The organism is Crossiella cryophila (assembly GCF_014204915.1).
In the GTDB taxonomy this organism is placed as follows: Bacteria; Actinomycetota; Actinomycetes; order Mycobacteriales; family Pseudonocardiaceae; genus Crossiella; species Crossiella cryophila.
Window position 1 is genome coordinate 6,645,785 of sequence record NZ_JACHMH010000001.1, and the last position, 16,632, is coordinate 6,662,416.

Annotated in this window: 15 protein-coding genes; 8 read left to right on the forward strand and 7 right to left on the reverse strand. The window is 71.1% G+C overall.

Annotation, left to right across the window (positions count from 1 at the left end; genetic code table 11):
- Nucleotides 1-3 precede the first annotated feature (3 nt).
- The 4 genes from HNR67_RS29065 to ngcE form a co-directional block, all read right to left on the reverse strand.
- A complete protein-coding gene (locus HNR67_RS29065) occupies nt 4-1,416 on the reverse strand; it encodes a carboxypeptidase regulatory-like domain-containing protein (protein ID WP_185005367.1) in 1,413 nt (470 codons plus the stop codon).
- Nucleotides 1,417-1,521: 105 nt separating this feature from the next.
- A complete protein-coding gene (locus HNR67_RS29070; protein WP_185005368.1) occupies nt 1,522-2,337 on the reverse strand; it encodes a carbohydrate ABC transporter permease in 816 nt (271 codons plus the stop codon).
- A complete protein-coding gene (locus HNR67_RS29075; protein WP_185005369.1) occupies nt 2,334-3,242 on the reverse strand; it encodes a carbohydrate ABC transporter permease in 909 nt (302 codons plus the stop codon). The genes HNR67_RS29070 and HNR67_RS29075 overlap by 4 nt, the downstream gene beginning before the upstream one ends.
- Nucleotides 3,239-4,645 (reverse strand): N-acetylglucosamine/diacetylchitobiose ABC transporter substrate-binding protein, encoded by a 1,407-nt coding sequence (gene ngcE / locus HNR67_RS29080; protein ID WP_185005370.1) that lies wholly within the window; start codon nt 4,643-4,645, stop codon nt 3,239-3,241. Before ngcE ends, HNR67_RS29075 begins: the two co-directional genes overlap by 4 nt.
- A gap of 208 nt (nt 4,646-4,853) precedes the next feature.
- Between ngcE and HNR67_RS29085 the strand changes: the two genes are divergently transcribed.
- On the forward strand, nt 4,854-5,750 hold the full coding sequence (locus HNR67_RS29085; protein ID WP_185005371.1) for an AurF N-oxygenase family protein: 897 nt from the start codon (nt 4,854-4,856) through the stop codon (nt 5,748-5,750).
- Nucleotides 5,751-5,753: 3 nt separating this feature from the next.
- Nucleotides 5,754-7,262, forward strand: coding sequence for an FAD-dependent oxidoreductase (locus tag HNR67_RS29090; RefSeq protein ID WP_185005372.1), 1,509 nt, complete (start codon nt 5,754-5,756; stop codon nt 7,260-7,262).
- A 651-nt stretch (nt 7,263-7,913) separates the two neighbouring features.
- Here HNR67_RS29090 and HNR67_RS29095 read toward each other — a convergent pair.
- The gene (locus tag HNR67_RS29095; RefSeq protein WP_185005373.1) at nt 7,914-8,531 is read right to left on the reverse strand and encodes a helix-turn-helix domain-containing protein; all 618 of its coding nucleotides are present in this window, start codon (nt 8,529-8,531) and stop codon (nt 7,914-7,916) included.
- A 63-nt stretch (nt 8,532-8,594) separates the two neighbouring features.
- Here HNR67_RS29095 and HNR67_RS29100 point away from each other — a divergent pair, with 63 nt between their 5' ends.
- The 3 genes from HNR67_RS29100 to HNR67_RS29110 are packed head-to-tail and all read left to right on the forward strand — an operon-like array spanning nt 8,595 to nt 13,101.
- A complete protein-coding gene (locus HNR67_RS29100) occupies nt 8,595-10,340 on the forward strand; it encodes an ABC transporter ATP-binding protein (protein WP_185005374.1) in 1,746 nt (581 codons plus the stop codon).
- The gene (locus HNR67_RS29105; RefSeq protein ID WP_185005375.1) at nt 10,337-12,097 is read left to right on the forward strand and encodes an ABC transporter ATP-binding protein; all 1,761 of its coding nucleotides are present in this window, start codon (nt 10,337-10,339) and stop codon (nt 12,095-12,097) included. Before HNR67_RS29100 ends, HNR67_RS29105 begins: the two co-directional genes overlap by 4 nt.
- A complete protein-coding gene (locus HNR67_RS29110; RefSeq protein WP_185005376.1) occupies nt 12,094-13,101 on the forward strand; it encodes a methyltransferase in 1,008 nt (335 codons plus the stop codon). Before HNR67_RS29105 ends, HNR67_RS29110 begins: the two co-directional genes overlap by 4 nt.
- On the opposite strand, the gene HNR67_RS29115 is transcribed toward HNR67_RS29110, so the two are convergent.
- Nucleotides 13,070-14,053, reverse strand: coding sequence for a helix-turn-helix transcriptional regulator (locus tag HNR67_RS29115; protein WP_185005377.1), 984 nt, complete (start codon nt 14,051-14,053; stop codon nt 13,070-13,072). The genes HNR67_RS29110 and HNR67_RS29115 overlap by 32 nt on opposite strands.
- A gap of 76 nt (nt 14,054-14,129) precedes the next feature.
- On the opposite strand from HNR67_RS29115, the gene HNR67_RS29120 reads away from it, so the two are divergent.
- Nucleotides 14,130-14,468 (forward strand): YybH family protein, encoded by a 339-nt coding sequence (locus HNR67_RS29120; protein WP_185011251.1) that lies wholly within the window; start codon nt 14,130-14,132, stop codon nt 14,466-14,468.
- A 67-nt stretch (nt 14,469-14,535) separates the two neighbouring features.
- Entirely contained in the window at nt 14,536-15,072 is a 537-nt protein-coding gene (locus HNR67_RS29125; RefSeq protein WP_246492618.1) for a DUF488 domain-containing protein, read from the forward strand.
- Here HNR67_RS29125 and HNR67_RS29130 read toward each other — a convergent pair.
- The gene (locus HNR67_RS29130; RefSeq protein ID WP_185005379.1) at nt 14,970-15,902 is read right to left on the reverse strand and encodes an alpha/beta hydrolase family protein; all 933 of its coding nucleotides are present in this window, start codon (nt 15,900-15,902) and stop codon (nt 14,970-14,972) included. The two genes, HNR67_RS29125 and HNR67_RS29130, sit on opposite strands and share 103 nt — an antisense overlap.
- A 141-nt stretch (nt 15,903-16,043) precedes the next feature.
- Here HNR67_RS29130 and HNR67_RS29135 point away from each other — a divergent pair, with 141 nt between their 5' ends.
- Nucleotides 16,044-16,631 carry a TetR/AcrR family transcriptional regulator gene (locus HNR67_RS29135; protein ID WP_185005380.1) on the forward strand — a complete coding sequence of 196 codons (588 nt, stop codon included), beginning with the start codon at nt 16,044-16,046 and terminating at the stop codon, nt 16,629-16,631.
- The last annotated feature ends 1 nt before the right edge of the window (nt 16,632 follow it).

The following is a 16,632-nucleotide window of genomic DNA, read 5'->3' on the forward strand; positions in this document are numbered from 1 at the left end:
CGATCAGCGCCCCGGGATCGGCCGGAGCACGTGTGCCCAGCCGCTGTAGTAGTCACTCGGCGGCGCGACCACGTCGAACACCACGTCCTTGCGCACGAATCCCCAGCCCTGCACCGTCATCCGGTACCGCCCGGCCGGACCGGCCAGCCGGAGCACGCCCGCGCCGTCGGTCTGGGCGGTGAACTCGTGCCCGTTGTCCAGGTCGATCAGCCGGACCTCCTGGTTGACCAGCCCCTCGCCAGGGTCGACGGTGGCGTTGTTGTTCCGGTCGTCGAACAGGGTGCCGCTGCTGGTCCCGTCCCGCCCGGTCACCTTCGCCGTCAGCAGCCCTCTCGGCTGACCGTCGGAGTGCTCTTCGAGCTGGCAGAAGTCGCAGCTCTGGTACAGGTGGCCGCGCACCCCGCCGTGGGCCGGCACCGTGCCGCGCACCCGGTACTCGCGGGTCTGTCCCGGCTGGACCGTCGTGCCGGCCGCGTAGTAGCCGAGTTCGCCCCAGCCCTCCGGCGGGACCTCGAGCTGCAGGCGGTTGTCGATCCGGTCGCAGGCGACGTGGATCCCGGTGAGCGCCCTGGTCCCGGTGTTGGTCAGGGTCAGCCGGATCTCGGCCTCCGCGCCGACCGGGTAGCTCGCCTTGTCCAGCCCGACGCTGACCCGCAGCGACTCCGAGAGCGGGCGCATCGCCCGGAACGACACCTTGGTCTCCGGCGCCGAGCCGTCCAACCGCAGTTCCCGGTACCCGTGGCTGATCCAGCCGCCTGGCACGCTCTGCACGCTCAGCGAGTGCTTGCCGGGGGACACCCCAGGGAAGGAGTACCCGCCGTCGGCGCCGGTCACCGCGGTGCGCGCGCCCTCGTTGTCACGCAGCTCCACCGTGGCCCCGGCCAGGCCCTCCCCCGCCGAGGGCTCGCCGTTGAGGTCGGCGTCGCCGTAGATCTGCCCGCTGACCACCACCTTGTTCTCCGGCGAGACCACCGGCACCAGCGCCTCGCCCTGGTCGTCGGCCGGGTTCACATCGCGGGGCGAAATCGGGCCCAGCCTGAACCGGGCGTCCCCGCCGCCCCACTCGCCGAGGTGCCCGCGCAGCGTGTACTCCCGGGACTCCCCCGGCAGGTAGCTCGCGCCGAGCCCGCCCGGCCCGAGATCACCCCAGTCGCTCATGTTGTCGATGAAGAACCGGGTGCCGGAGACGTGCTGCTCATGCTTGCGCAGGTAGTAGGCGCCCCGGTCACCGGCGTTGGTCACGGTGAGCTTGACGGTGATCGGGTCCCCCGGCAGGTAGGTCCCGCCGGCCACCGAGACCGTGCTCCGGATGTCCGGCCCCTCCGCCGCCGAGGCGGTGCCCGCGACCAGCCCACTGGCCGCCAATGACAACACGACCGCGCCGGTCAGCACGCGCGCCGATGACAACGACCCCATTCGCTGTTCCCCCAGACTGCCCACGCGCTCGCCGCGCGATCTTCCTCTTACACACCCGGGCGGCTCTCCAGGTTGCTTCACGTGACTCAGGTCACACGAACTCGACTATCGGAGCGCGCCCGCGGTGGCGCCCGCCTGGATCTGCCGCTGGAACACCACGTAGGCCGCCAGCACCGGCAGCATCGCGATGGTCAGCCCGGCGAACAGCCCGCTCCAGTCACCGCGGTAGCCCTGGCTGGTGGACAGCGCGGCCAGACCCTGGGCGAGCACGTAGTTGTCCGGGTCGGGGTTGAGCACCAGTGGCAGCAGGTACTGGTTCCACAGGCCGAGGAAGTTGAAGATGGCCACCGAGATCAGGCCGGGGCGGGCCATCGGCAGCATGATCCGGAAGAACACCCCGGCGTGCGAGCAGCCGTCCAGGAACGCGGCCTCGGCCACCGCGCTGGGCAGGCCACGGAAGAAGGCGTGCAGGAAGAAGATGGTGAACGGGGTGGCGAAGGCGGTGTAGACCAGGATCAGCCCGAGGTGGGTGCCGAGCAGGCCGAGCTGCTGCACGGTGAAGAACAGCGGCACCAGCGCCAGGAAGGTCGGGAAGAACATCGAGGCGACGAAGAGATAGTAGACGAACCTGTTGCCACGGAAGGGATAGCGGGCCAGCGCGTAGGCGGCCAGCGCGCCGAGCAGCATGGTCAGCCCGAGCGCGCCGCCGACCACGAGCACCGAGTTGAGGAAGTAGCGGCCGATGTCGGCCTCGGTCCAGGCTCGGGCGAAGTTCGTCCACTGTGGACTCTCCGGCAGCGACCACGGGCTGGTCAGGATCTCCCGGTCGGTCTTGAGCGCGCTGATCGCGGCCCACAGCAACGGAAATCCGGTGACCAGGGTCCAGCCCAGCAGCGCCAGGTGCAGCGGGATCCGTCTCATGCCAGCTCCACCCGCTCCCGGCGGCCCGCCCGCAACGCCAGCACGGCGAAGACCAGGGTGCCGAAGAACAGCGCCACCCCCATCGCGGCCGCGTAGCCGAACCGGCTGAAGGTGAAGGCGTTGCGGTACAGGGAAAGCCCGATGACCTCGGTGGCGCCGTCCGGGCCGCCGGGGCCGACGGTCATGATCTGCACCAGCGCGAAGCCGTCCAGCGCGGCCATGCCCAGGTAGACGAAGGCGACCTGCACGTTGTCCCACAGCAGCGGCAGCGTGATCCGCCGGAACGTGGTCCACTGCCCCGCGCCGTCGAGCAGCGCGGCCTCGTAGAACTCGCGTGGGATGGCGTCCATGGCCGCGCTGAACAGCACCAGGTAGAAGCCGACGCCGGACCAGATCAGCACCGCCAGCACCGCGAACAGGGCCAGTCCCGGCTCGGCCAGCCAGCTGCGCGCCAGCCCGTCCAGGCCGAGCGCGCGCAGCCCGCCGTTGATCAGTCCGCTGTTCGGGTTGTAGGCGAAACCCCACAGCACGGCCACGATCGCCACCGAGAGCAACTGCGGGAAGAAGAACACGATCGAGTAGAACCGGGCCCCGCGCACCCCGGACCGGCCACCGCGCGAGCCGAACTTGAGCGCGGTGGCCAGGAACAGGCCGAGGGCGATGGTGCCCAGCGGCAGGGTCAGCAGCAGCACCAGGTTGTTGCGCACCGCCGCCAGGAACAGCGGGTCCGAACCGAGCTGCCGGAAGTTGTCCAGCCCGACGAACCGCGCCTGCCCGGCCACCCCGTTCCAGTCGGTGAGCGAGAGGTAGAACGCCTGCGCGTACGGGGAGAGCACGAACACCACGTGCAGCAGCAACGCGGGCAGCAGGGCGCAGGCGACAAAACCCAGACCCCGCCGCCTCATCTGCGGGTGTACTTCTTGACGCTGGAGTCCTTGGCGAGTGCGTCGGCGGCCAGTTGCAGGCGGTCGGCGAAGGCGGCCGGGGTGAGTCGGCGGGTGATCAGCTCGCCGACCGCGTCGTCGGTGGCCTTGCGCAGCTGCGGATACCAGCCGCGATGCCGGAAGCTGATCAGTTCGGTGCCGGCCGCGCGCACCGCGGCGCTGACCGAGCCCAGGCCGCTGGACAGGGTCAGGCCGTCGGTGGCCCCGGCGACCGAGGGCAGCGTGCCCGCGGTGCGGGCGAACTCGCGGCAGGCGTTGCGGGAGAACAACATCCGCAGGAAGTCCAGGCCGCCCGCGATGTTCTTGGCCTGGGCCGGGACCAGGTAGGACTCGGTGCTGGACGCCTCCAGCGCGGTGGGTTTGAGCTTGTCGGCGGTGGTGCGCGCGGGCAGCACGCCCAGCGTCATCTCGAAGCCCGGCGGGGTGACGTCGCGCTGCTCGCTCTCCAGCCAGGAGCCGGACGGGATGAACGCGGCCTTGCCCTGGCACCAGGCGGCCTGGGCCTCGGTGTGCGACAACGCCTCCGAGCCCGGCATGAAGTACCCGCGCCCGGCCAGTTCGGCGAACGCCTCGGCCGCACCGCGCACCGCCTCGTGCCGCCAGGCCCCCGGTTCCAGGTTGTCCAGCGCGCGGATCAGGTCCATGCCGCCGGACTTGGCGGCCATGGTGAGCAGTGGATCGGTGACGTAGTCCGGGTACTTGCCCTGGTAGGTCCAGGGCGCGATCCCGGTCTTCTTGATCTCCGCGCACAGCGCGAGCATGGCCTCCCAGGTGGCCGGGTAGGTCCAGCCCTGCCTGTCGAACAGGGACTTCGAGTACCACAGGCCCCACACGGTGAAGGTGTAGTTCAGGTGCACGCAGACGCCGTCCCGCTCGCCGTCCTCGACCACACCGGGCAGCAGGGTGTTCCGCACGGTGACGTTGGGGTCGTCCCAGGAGGGGGCGTCGAGCAGTTCGGCCAGGTTGGTGAGCTGACCGGCGGCCGCGAGCGCGGAGATGTCCAGCGCGCCGGCGCCGGTGTTGTCCACCACGTCCGGCGGGGTGTTGGCCACGAACCGCGGCCGCAGGGTGTCGCCGACCTGCTGGATGCCGCGGTGCTCGATCGCACTGCCCTGGTGCTGCCGCCGGTAGACCTCCTCGGCCGCCTTGACGTAGTCGTCGCCGTAGCCGCCCTTGAAGACCACCACCTCCAGCGGTGACCCGGCCTTGACCCCGAACGGGTTGCCCGCACTGCGTTCCCCGCGCTGCCCCGGTCCGGCGCCCGGCCCGCCGCCGGTGACGCAGGCGCCGAGCAGTGGCGCGGACATCCCGAGCACGGCCGCGGCCCGCAGCAGGTCGCGACGGGAGATGTTGGTCCTTGTCATGTCGGGCCTCCTTCTGGTGGAGGGATTTCCGACTCTGATCGTGACCGAGGGCCCGCCCGGTGTCGACGTCCAGCGCCGGATGCAACCCGGGTGGCAGAGCGCCCGCCGTCCTGGCTGCTCACGGGGTCTGGGCGAGACCTCGGATATGTGTTACTTTTGGTTACAGTAACCTTGAGTAACAGCTACTCGGCTTACAAGGAGTCCACGAATGGCCACCGTTGAAGCCCGACCCGACCGCCAGGCCGTGGCCCAAAGGCTGCTGGACTCGTCGTCGGAGTTGTCCTACGACCCGGCGACCGAGGTGGATTGGGAGACCCCGCTGGACCCGGCGCACCACGGGATGAGCCCGGAGTGGTGCACCCTCTACGGCACCGCGTACTGGGCGGAGATGTCCCCGGAACAGCAGCGCGAGCTGACCCGCCAGGAGTCGGCCTCGGTGGCCAGCACCGGGATCTGGTTCGAGATGATCCTGCAGCAGATGATCCTGCGGGACTTCTACGGCAAGGACCCGACCGACCCGGCCTTCCAGTGGGCGCTGACCGAGATCGCCGACGAATGCCGCCACTCGATCATGTTCGCCCGCGGCGCGGCCAAGCTGGGCGCGCCCGCGTACCGGCCGAACCGGGTGGTGATCGAACTGGGTCGCCTGTTCAAGACCGTCGCGGTCGGCGAGGCCGCCTACGCCTCGATCCTGGTCGCCGAGGAGGTCCTCGACGTCATGCAGCGGGACTGGATGCGCGACGATCGGGTGGCGCCGTTTGTCCGCACCATCAACAACATCCACGTGGTCGAGGAATCCCGGCACATGAAGTTCGCCAGGGAGGAGACCAAGGAGCGTCTGGAGGGCGCGGGCTGGCTGCGCCGCCAGATCAACGCGCTGGTGGTCTCGATCGTCTCCTACTACATCGTGACCAGCATGGTCGGCAAGAAGGTCTACGCCAACGCCGGCCTGGACGTCGACCGCGCGGTGCGGGAGGCCAAGGCCAACCAGCACCACAAGTCGATGATGCGGTCCAGCTGCGCGGGCCTGATGGAGTTCCTCAACTCCGCCGGCCTGCTCACCAAGGCCGCGACCTGGTTCTACCAGCGAGCGAACCTGATCTGAGCCATGGCCTTCGCGATCACCCAGACCTGCTGCGCTGATGCCTCCTGCATCACGGTCTGCCCCGTCAACTGCATCCACCCGACCCCCGACGAGCCGGATTTCGGCCGCACCGACCTGCTCTACGTGGATCCCAGCGCCTGCATCGACTGCGGCGCCTGCGCCGACGCCTGCCCCGTCGACGCGATCTTCCCGGTGGCCGAACTGCCTGCCGACCTCAAGCCCTACGCCCGGATCAACGCCGACTACTACACCGACCGCGCTCCGGCCGAAACCGCGCCCGCGCCGATGTTCCACGCCTGGAGCCCGCCGGAGTTCAGCCGCACCATCCCCGCGGACTTCGCCCCGCTGGACATCGCGGTCGTCGGCACCGGCCCCGCCGGCATGTACACCGTCGCGGACCTGTTGCTGCACACCAACGCCAGGGTCACCCTGATCGACCGCCTCCCGGTCACCGGCGGCCTGATCCGCTACGGCGTGGCCCCCGACCACCCGTCCACCAAGAAGATCGCCGAAACCTTCGCCCGCTTCCACCAGCACCCCCGCCTGACCCTGCGCCTGGGCGTCCAGATCGGCCGGGACATCACTCCGGCCGAGCTGTCCGCCCAGCACGACGCGGTGATCTACGCCGTCGGCGCCTCCGCCGCCCGCACCCTGGACATCCCCGGCGAACACCTGCCAGGCAGCCTGGCCGCCACCACCGTGGTCGCCTGGTACAACGGCCACCCCGACATCCCAGCCACAGCCGTCGACCTCTCCGCCGAACGCGTGGTCTTGGTAGGCAACGGCAACGTAGCCCTGGACGTGGCCCGAATCCTCACCGCCGACCCGAACACCCTGGCGGACACCACGACCGCCCCCACCGCCCTGACCCAGTTGACCTCCAGCAAGGTCCGCGAGGTCGTGGTCCTGGCCCGCCGAGGCCCCGCCGACGCGGCCTACACCATGCCCGAACTACTCGCCCTGACCGAACGAGCCGACATCGACCTGGTCCTGGACGACCAGGACCCCCGCACCACCCACGCGGTCGACGCGAGCGAAGGCAAAGCCGCACTGCTACAAGGAATCACCCGCCAAACGGTGGACTGGTCCACCCCACCCGCCCCAGGTCGAAGGCGAATCGTGCTCCGCTTCCACTCGACACCCCTGGAGATCGTCGGCGACACCGAGGTCCGCGGCCTGCGCGTCACCGGCCCCGACGGGGAGATCGAGATCGCCACCGGCCAGGTGATCCGAGCCGTCGGCTACCGCGGAAACCCGTTGCCGGGCCTGCCTTTCGACCCCGCCACCGGCACAATCCCGCACGAACGCGGCCGGGTCAGTCCGGGCACCTACGTGGTCGGCTGGATCAAACGCGGCCCCACGGGCGGAATCGGCGCCAACAAGTCCTGCGCCAGCGAAACAGTCGGCACCCTCCTCACCGACGCCATCGCCACCACCCTCCCACCCCGAACCCCCCGCCCCACCCGCCTCACCCGCCTGACCTCACTCCTACGCGGCCGCCCCACCACCTAACCACCCCACCACCCGTCACGCGGGAGGGCGGGTGCGAGGGAGGTCAGGCGGAGGGGAAGGGAGAGGGGGAAGGGAGAGGGGAGGACGGGAGGACCATGCTGGGCCGCCCCACCCCCTAACCACCGCACCGCCCGTCGAGCGGGCGGGAAGGGAGGGAGCAGGAAGGCGGGAAGAAGGCGGGAGGGAGGGCCATACTGCCCCGCCCCGCACCCACCCCCGGCGTGTTGGCCGATCTCGTACGCCATGTTGGCCGAACTCGTACGCCATGTTGGCCGAACTCGCACGCCACGTTGGCCGAACTCGCACGCCACGTTGGCCGAACTCGCACGCCACGTTGGCCGAACTCGCACGCCACGTTGGCCGAACTCGCACGCCGCATTGGCCGAACTCGCACGCCCACCAGGCAAACCCAACCCGACCGCCGCACCAGCGGGCCGCCAACTCCCCTTCCCCGCCACCCACCCCCGGCGTGTTGGCCGATCTCGTACGCCACGTTGGCCGTTCTCGTACGCCCCGCCGAGCAATCCCACGCCCGGTGTGTTCGCCGAACTCGCACATCACGTTGGCACCTGTCGCACGCCCGTCGGGCAATCTCACGCCTGGCGTGTTGGCCGATCTCGTACACCACGTTGGCACTTGTCGCACACCCCCTCACCCCACCCCCCGCCGAGCCCGATAAGCCCGCTGCCGACAAGCCGCCGAGCAATACCGCCGAGGCCGCCCCCGACCCCCCTCCCCCACCACCCGCGCACAACTCACACACCGCATTTCGTCACCAACCTCCCCCTTTTCATCACCACCTCCACCCCGAGCCGCCCGAGCCGCCGACACCAGATCCCCCGCCGGCAACCGCCCCCGAGGCGTCCACGTGACCAGCTCCCGCTCCAGATAAGGACAGTCCGTCATGTCCGCGTCCTCGCACTGCAACAGGTGCTGGAGGTAGGCGCGGGCGGCGGTCAGCTGGTCGATGCGGTCGGCCAGTACGCCGATCTGCTCGGCGACCGTGCCCTGCCAGTCCTCCCGTCTGGCCTGGCCCGCGGCGACCACCGCGGCCTTGGACAGCGGCATCAAACCCGTCACGCAACACAGGTAGGCCACGCCGAGGCGACGCAGGTCAGCCTCTCGGTAGCGGCGGCGGCCTGCGTCTCGTGGGGGTGGGCCGAGCAGGCCGCGGTCCTCCCACCAGCGCAGGGTTGACGGCGGGAGGTCGTACAGGGCGGCGGCTTCGCTGATGGGGACGGCGGGTGGGGTCACTGGGTCAGTTGACATCAAGTCGACTTGAAGCGGCAAGGTTTTGCCTCAGGTAAGGCTAACCTTTCTTGGGGGCTGTGGATGAGTGTTGACGTCGGGCCGCGGTTGATCGGGTTTCGGGCGGCGGGGCGGATGTTGCGGCCGGTGCGCGGGCACCTGGTCACCGGCGCGATGTTGTCCGCGCTGGGTGAGGCGGCGGGGTTCGCGCCCTACCTCGCCGTCGCCGAGATCGCGCGGTCGGCGTTGACCGGGTCCGGCGGGGTGTTGTGGTGGGCGGTGGTGGGAGCGGCGGGGGCCGTGTCGCGGCTGCTGTTGCTGGCGTTGTCCTCGCATCTTGGGCACCACGCGGACGCGCGGATGCTGCACCACCTGCGCCGCGGCCTGGTCCGACGACTCGGGGTGCTGCCGCTGGGCTGGTTCCGCGCCGCTGGGTCCGGCCAGGTCAAGAAGGCGATGACGGATGACCTGGAGGACATGCACAACCTGTTCGCGCACTCCCTCGGCGAGATCCTCGGCGCGGCCACCGCGATCCTGTGCGGCCTGACCTACCTGCTGCTGGTGGACTGGCGGCTCGCCCTGGTCACCGTGCTGGTCCCGGCGCTCGCACTGCTCTGCTACCGGGTCTCGATGCGATCCATGCCGCAGCACGTGGCCCGGCTGATCACCGCCGAGCGCGAGGTCAGCGCGGCCGCGGTCGAGTACGGCGACGGCATCGCGGTGGCCAAGACCTTCGGCGCGGGCGGCCGGGTGCTGGACCGCTTCCACACCGCCGTGCGCGAGCAGCAGCGGGCGTTCCGGGTCTGGGTGGACGAGGTGCGGTACAGCTCCGCGCTCAACCGGGTGCTCGGCTCCGAACTGACTGTGCTCGCGGTGGTGCTGGCCGTCGGACTGCCGCTGGTGGCCGCGAAGTCGTTGCCCGCGGCGGATCTGCTGCCGTTCCTGGTGGTCGGGCTGGTACTGCCGAACGCGTTGCTGCCGATGATCCACGGCGGCATCGGCCTGCGCACCGCCCGCCTGGCCGCCGGGCACATCGACGGGCTGCTCACCCGCCCCGGACTGCCCGAACCGGCGAAACCCCAACGCCCGCGAGGACATCGGATCGAGTTCGACCGGGTCAGCTTCTCCTACGACGGCGTCACCAACGCGGTCAGCGACCTCACCGCGACCTGCGCACCGGGCACGGTCACCGCGCTGGTCGGACCCTCCGGCGCCGGGAAATCCACCCTCGCCGCACTGCTGCCGCGCTTCCACGAGGTCACCGGCGGCGCGATCCGGATCGGCGGGGTCGACGTCCGCGAGATCGCCCCGGCCGAGCTGTTGTCCTTGCTGGGACTGGTGTTCCAGGACGTGGTGCTGTTGCGGGACACGGTCACCGAGAACATCCGCATCGCCCGGCCCGGCGCCACCGACGCCCAGGTGCGCGCGGCGGCCGAGGCCGCGCAGATCCATCACGTGCTGGCCGCGTTGCCGCGGGGCTACGACACGGTGCTGGACGCGGGCGAGGGCGGTCTATCCGGTGGTGAACGGCAGCGGCTGACCATTGCCCGCGCGATCCTGTCCGAGGCCCCGATCGTGGTGCTGGACGAAGCCACCGCGGCCCTGGACCCGGACAGCGAGGCGGCCGTGCAGGACGCGCTGTCCGCACTCGTCGCCGGGCGCACCGTGCTGGTCATCGCGCACCGCCTGCACACCATCGCCACCGCCGATCAGATCCTGGTCCTGGACGAGGGCCGCCTGGTCGAACGCGGCGACCATCACGAACTCCTCGCCAAGGACGGGCTCTACGCGCGCCTGTGGCTGGCCCAGCGGAACGGAGACCAGGCATGATCCGCGAGTTGCACCGGTTGTGGCCGGAACCCGCGCCACTGCACCGTTTCGCCGCCTTGCAAGCGGCACTCGCGGTGCTCCAGGGCCTGCTGCTCGGGCTGTTGTTCCCGATCCTGCGCGCGGTGCTGCGCCCGGAACCGGACTTCGCCGCCGCCACCCCGTGGCTGCTGTTCGGCCTCGCCGGGGTGTTGTTGCACTGGCTGCTCAGCGTCGTGGCCACCCCGGTCGGTTTCGCGGCCAGCGGGGAACTCGGGGTGGCGCTGCGGATGCGGTTGATGGGGCAGCTGACCACGTTGCCGTTGGGCTGGTTCACCGCCGAGCGCAAGGGGACCTTCACCCGCACGGTGACCAGCGTGGCCACCTCGGTCTCCCGGCTGTGTGTGGTGGTCGGGGGTCCGGTGATCACCTGCACGCTGGTCCCGGTCACCGTCACCGCGGTCACCCTGGTCGTGGACTGGCGGCTCGGCCTGGTGCTGCTGGCCACCCTGCCGGTCACCTTCCTGCTGCTGCGGCACTGCCGCCGCAAGACCGCCGCCGCGTGCGCGGACATGGAGGTGGCGGCCAACGAGATCGCCGCCCGCGCCATCGAGTACGGCCAGGCCCAGCCCGTGCTGCGGGCGGCCGGTCAGGCCCGGACCGGCACCCGGCAACTGGACGCCGCGCTCACCGAGCACCACCGCCGCTATGCCCTCGCCCTCAACGAATCCCTGCTGCCCACCCTGTCCGTCACCGGCGTGGTCACCCTCGGCTTCGTGGCGGTGCTGGCCATCGGCGTGCACCTGCTCACCTCCGGCGCGCTCGCGGTCGCCGACACCGTCGCGCTGCTGGTGCTCGCGGTCCGCTTCCTGGAACCCCTTGGCGCGCTCGCCGGTCACGTGCACGGCCTGGGCGCCCTGGACTACGGCCTGGACCGGGTGCGCCAACTCCTGCGCACACCCCAGTTGCCCGTCCCAGCCAACCCGGCCCGCACGCTCCCGCACTCCGGCATCGACCTGGTCGGCGTCACCCACACCTACGGCCCGGACCGACCCGCCCTCGACGGCGTCACCATCCACTGCCCACCCGGCTCGACCACCGCGCTGGTCGGCCCGTCCGGATCCGGCAAGACCACCGTGATCCGGCTGATCGCCCGTTTCCTGGACACCACCGAGGGTTCGGTGCGCCTGGGCGGCCTGGACGTCCGCGACTACGACCACGCCGACCTGCTCACCCACCTGGCGATCGTCTTCCAGGACGTCTACCTGTTCGACACCACCATCGAGGACAACCTCCGCCTGGCCCGCCCGGCGGCCACCCGCGCCGAACTCACCGCCGCGGCCCGCGCCGCCCGGCTGGACGAGGTGGTCGACCGGCTGCCGCAGGGCTGGCGGACCCGGGTCGGCGAGGGCGGGGCGCAGCTCTCCGGCGGTGAACGGCAACGGGTGGCCATTGCCCGCGCCTTCCTCAAGCAGGCCCCGATCGTGCTCATCGACGAGGCCGCCTCCGCCCTGGACGCCGCCAACGAGGCGGCGATCAGCGCGGCCATCACCGAACTCGCCCGCGACCCGAACCGCACCGTGGTGGTCATCGCGCACCGGCCCAGCACCCTGGCCGCCGCCGACCAGGTGATCTCCCTGGACGCCGGCCGGGTGGTCGAAACCGGCGCCCCGGCGGAACTCCTCGGCACCGGCGGCGCGTTCGCCCGCATCCACCAGCAGTTCAGCCACGCCCGCGGCTGGCGCATCGCCGCCCGCGACCAGCAAGGAGCCCCTCGATGACCGCCTTCCAGACCGTGACCCACCTGCTCTCCGGCGCGACCAGGACCATGGTGGTCGGCGCCGCCGCCCGCCTGGGCCTGCCCGACCACCTGAACCACACCCCGCGCACCGCCGAGGACATCGCCGCCGCCTGTGGAATCCCTGCGCCACAAGCACTCCGGCTGCTCCGGGCACTCGCCGACCTCGGCCTGTGCGTGGACGGCCACACCGGCTTCACCGCCACCGAGGCCGGCACCCTGCTCCGGTCCGATGTGGACGGTTCACTGCGCGCCTACGCCCTGCTCGCCTCCCACCCCACCGGCCTGGAACCCCTGGCCCGCCTGGACTTCAGCCTGCGCACCGGCCGCGCCGCCTTCCCGGAGGTCTTCGGCCGCGAGGTGTTCGAGCACTTCGCCGCCGACCCGGAACTGGCCGCCCTCTACAACTCCGCCATGGGCCAGCCCACCCGGCACATCGCCAACACGCTGCCCGAGCTGTACGACTTCACCCGGTACACCTCGATCACCGACGTCGGCGGCGGCAACGGCTCGCTGCTCATCTGTCTGCTGCACCGCTTCCCGGCGTTGCGGGGCCTGGTCTTCGACACCCAGGCCGCCATTCCCGAGGCCGCCGAGGTGGTCCGCCAGGCCGGGTTGAGCGACCGCTGCGGCACCCAGGCCGGTGACTTCTTCACCGAGGTCCCGCGTGGGGCGGACCTGTTCGTGCTCAAGTGGATCCTGCACGACTGGGACGACGAGCAGGCCGTCCGGATCCTGGCCAACTGCCGGGCCGCGCTGCCTGATCACGGCCGGATCCTGATCGTGGACGAGGTCCTGCCGGAACGCGGAAACCCCATCCAGCCAAGGGATCCCGGCCTGACCGACATCCGGATGATGGTGCTCTACGGCGGCCGGGAACGCACCCGCGCCGAGTTCGAACAGCTCTGCGACCGCGCCGGCCTCACGGTCACCACCGCGGTGCGCCGCGACGGGGTCAGCCTGGTCGAGGCGGTCCGTAGCAGCTGAGGACCGCAGTGGCCCGGTCCCGCAGCGCGGTGCGCAACCATTGCGGGGTCAGGGCTTCCGCGTTCGTGGCGAGCTGCCACAGCGCCCATTCGGCGTGCCGCGCGTCCTGGAAGGTCGCGGACACCCGCAGCCAGCCGTCCGCGTCGACCGCCTCGTCGGCGCGGACGGTCAGCGCGGTGCCCACCAGTTCCGCCCGCCGCGCCGGATTCAGCCGCAGCAGCACGGTGACCTGGTCGCCGCCGGTGCGGAACCGGGTGCTGCGTTCCTGCCAGGCCTGGTCCAGGTCAACCCGCTCCGGTCGCTGGGCGGGCTCGTCGAGTTCCTCGGCGGACTGGATCCGGGACAGCCGGTAGGTGCGGTCCGCGCCGGACCGGGTGGCCAGCAGATAACCCTGCCCGCGCACGGTGACCAGGCCGATCGGGTCCACCGTGCGCCACCGCGCGGCCTGGCCGGCGGCCGCGTAGTGGATGCGCAGCCGGTGCCCGGCGAACACCGCGCGCCGGACCTCGGCCACCACGGCCGCAGGCACCTCCTCGGCCTCCACCCGGCGCGCGAGCAGGTCGGTCTCCGGCTCGACCAGCAGCCGCTCGGCCGCCCCGGCCGCGGTGGCCAGGGAACCCTCCGGCAGCGCGTCCACCACCTTGCGCATGGCCGAGGCCAGCGCCGAGCCCAGCCCGAACGCCTGCCCACCGCGCCGCGATCCGGCCACCAGCAGTGCCAGCGCCTCGTCGTGGTTGAGCCCGGTGAGTTCGGTCTGGAACCCCGGCAGCAACGCGAACCCGCCGAGCCGCCCGCGCTCGGCGTACACCGGCACACCCGCCGCGGACAACGCCTCGATGTCCCGCAGCACCGTGCGGGTGGACACCTCCAGCTCCCTGGCCAGCGCGGTCGCGGACAGCCGACCGTGCCGGCGCAGCAACAGCACCAGTGACACCAACCGGTCGGCCCGCATGCCAGAAGTCTACGGAAATACGTGACACAGGATGTCGTGATTCGTTGACAGGCTCCTTTCCATGACAAGCAAGACAGTGGCCACCGAGCCGAACGACCTGGGCAGGTTCTTCATCGAGCGCGGCAACGCGGGCGATGTGGACGGCCTGGTGGCGTTGTACGAACCGGACGCCGTGCTGGCCTTCCCACCCGGCAACCTCGCCACCGGCCACGCCGAGATCCGCAAGGTGTACGAGCAGTTCGTCGCCGCCGCGCCCGTGCTCGCCCCGGGCAGGCAGCACCCGGCGCTGGTGAGCGGCGACCTGGCGCTCACCGCGTGCACGCTGACCACCGGCGAGATCACCGTGGAGATCGCCCGCCGCCAGCCGGACGGCACCTGGCTGTGGGCCGTGGACCAGCCGGTGCTGCTGCCGTAGCGGGATCACGGTGGGCTCGGCCCGGCCGGGCTCACCGCACCGCACGGGGACCACGATGAGACGAATCATGACGATCGGCGTCTACGGCGACACGGCCGAGACCTTCCTGCGGCAACTCACCGGCAAGGGCGTGGGCCTGCTACTCGACCTCCGCCAGCGCCGCGGGGTCCGCGGCCCCGACTACGCCTGGGCGAACTCGGCCCGGCTCCAGCAGGCCCTTGCCACGGCGAACATCGGCTACCGCCACCTGAAAGACCTGGCGCCCACCACCGAACTACGCCAACTCCAGTACCGCGAGGACGACCGCCAGGGCGTCGGCAAACGCAACCGCGTCACGCTGGCACCCGCCTACATCGACGGCTACACCCGGCAGATCCTCGACCCGTTCGACCTCGGCGGGCTCGCGGCGGAACTGCCGACCGGCTCGGTGACCGCGTTGTTCTGCGTGGAGCGCGACCCGGCGGCCTGTCACCGCTCACTCGTGGCCGCGCGCCTGCTGGGCTACTTGGCTTCGACCTGTCCCACCGCAGCGGAACCGGTCAGCAACTCAGCACACGCGGACTGCCAGGCAGCGTCCCCGGGGTACAGCTCGCTGCGGAGGTAGGCCCAGGTGAGGCGCTGCACCGCGGCGACCCGCTCCGGGTTCTCGTCCGTGGTCTCGGCCACGTCGTAGCCGGAGACGCCGCCTAAGCCGTGTTCCGCACCGAAGAGGGTGAGCAAGGTCTTCGGGGCCGGGGCCAGGTGGTACGGGTCGGCGTGCCAGTCCGCGCCCGCGACGGTGAGGTGGGTGGAGGTGTCCTTGTCGCCCGCGACCACCAGGGCCGGGGTGGTCATGGTGGCGAAGTCGGTGCCGGTGACGAAGGAGAGCAGTTCGGTCGCGGACTCGGCGAGGGCGTCACCGCCGCGGCCGGGTGCGGCGAGCACCACGCCCGCCTTGATCCGGTGATCGGCCAGGTCCAGTTCGATGCCGGTGTCCGGGTCGGTGATCCGCGCGCCCAGCAGCAGGGTGGCGGTGTGGCCGCCCATGGAGTGGCCTGCCACCGCGACCCTGGTGTGGTCCAGGCGGCCGCGCAGGTGTGGGACCGCGGCCTCGATCTCGTCCAGGCGGTCCAGGATCCGGGTCATGTCCTCGGCCCTGGACCGCCAGTGCAGGGGCGCGCCGGGGGTGGCGGGGTCGAGGTTGAGGCTGCGGGAGCTGAGGTGGGTGGGCTGGATGACGGCGAAACCGTGCGCGGCCCAGTACTGGGCGAGCGGGGCGTAACCGTTGAGCGAGGAGAGGTGGTTGGAGTAGCCCTGGCCGTGCGAGAGCAGCAGGATCGGCAGCCCGGTTCCCTGTGCGGGCACGGAAATCCGGAGCTGGAGGTCCACGGCGCGGTCGGGGGTCGGCAGCACGACGGGGCTGATCGACAGGACGGGGTGAGGCACAGCACTCATGGCAGATTGGTCCCTTGGCAGGAAGGCAGGACGGACAGGAGCGGTCCGTTCGGTTAAGCTCAAGCGGAGCGGTGTTCCGGAATCGACGATACGGAGCAGTGTTCCGCTTTGTCAAACAGGCAGGTCCAGGAGGAGTGCGTGGTGTCCAAGCCCAGCCAGCCGGAGCAGGTCCCGGCGCGGAGCAAGCGGGCCGATGCCCTGCGCAACCAGAAAACGCTGCTGGCAGCCGCCGCCGCGGTGTTCATCACCTCGGGGGTGGACGCGCCGATCCGGGAGATCGCGGCCAGGGCGGGCGTCGGCATGGGCACGATCTACCGCAACTACCCGACCAGGGCGGAGCTGGTGATCGCGGTCTACCGCCACCAGATCGAGGCCCTCGTCGACGCCAGCGGAGACCTGCAGCACTCGGCCAGTTCCCCGTTCGAGGCGCTCCGGCTGTGGGTGGACCGGTTCGTGGACTTCCTGGTCACCAAGCACGGACTCGCCGACATCATGCAGCCCAACAGCGGCCACGAGGCGCTGCACTCCTTCTTCCTGGACTGGCTGGTGCCCGCCTGCGAGAACCTGCTCGACGCCGCCGAGGCATCCGGTGAGATCAAGCCCGGCATCGAGGGCTACGAGCTGATGCGGGGCATCGGCAACCTGTGCGTCGGGCGGGACGACAGCCCGCTCTACGACCCGCGCCGCATGATCGAACTGCTGCTCCAGGGCCTGCGGCACCAGCGCTAGC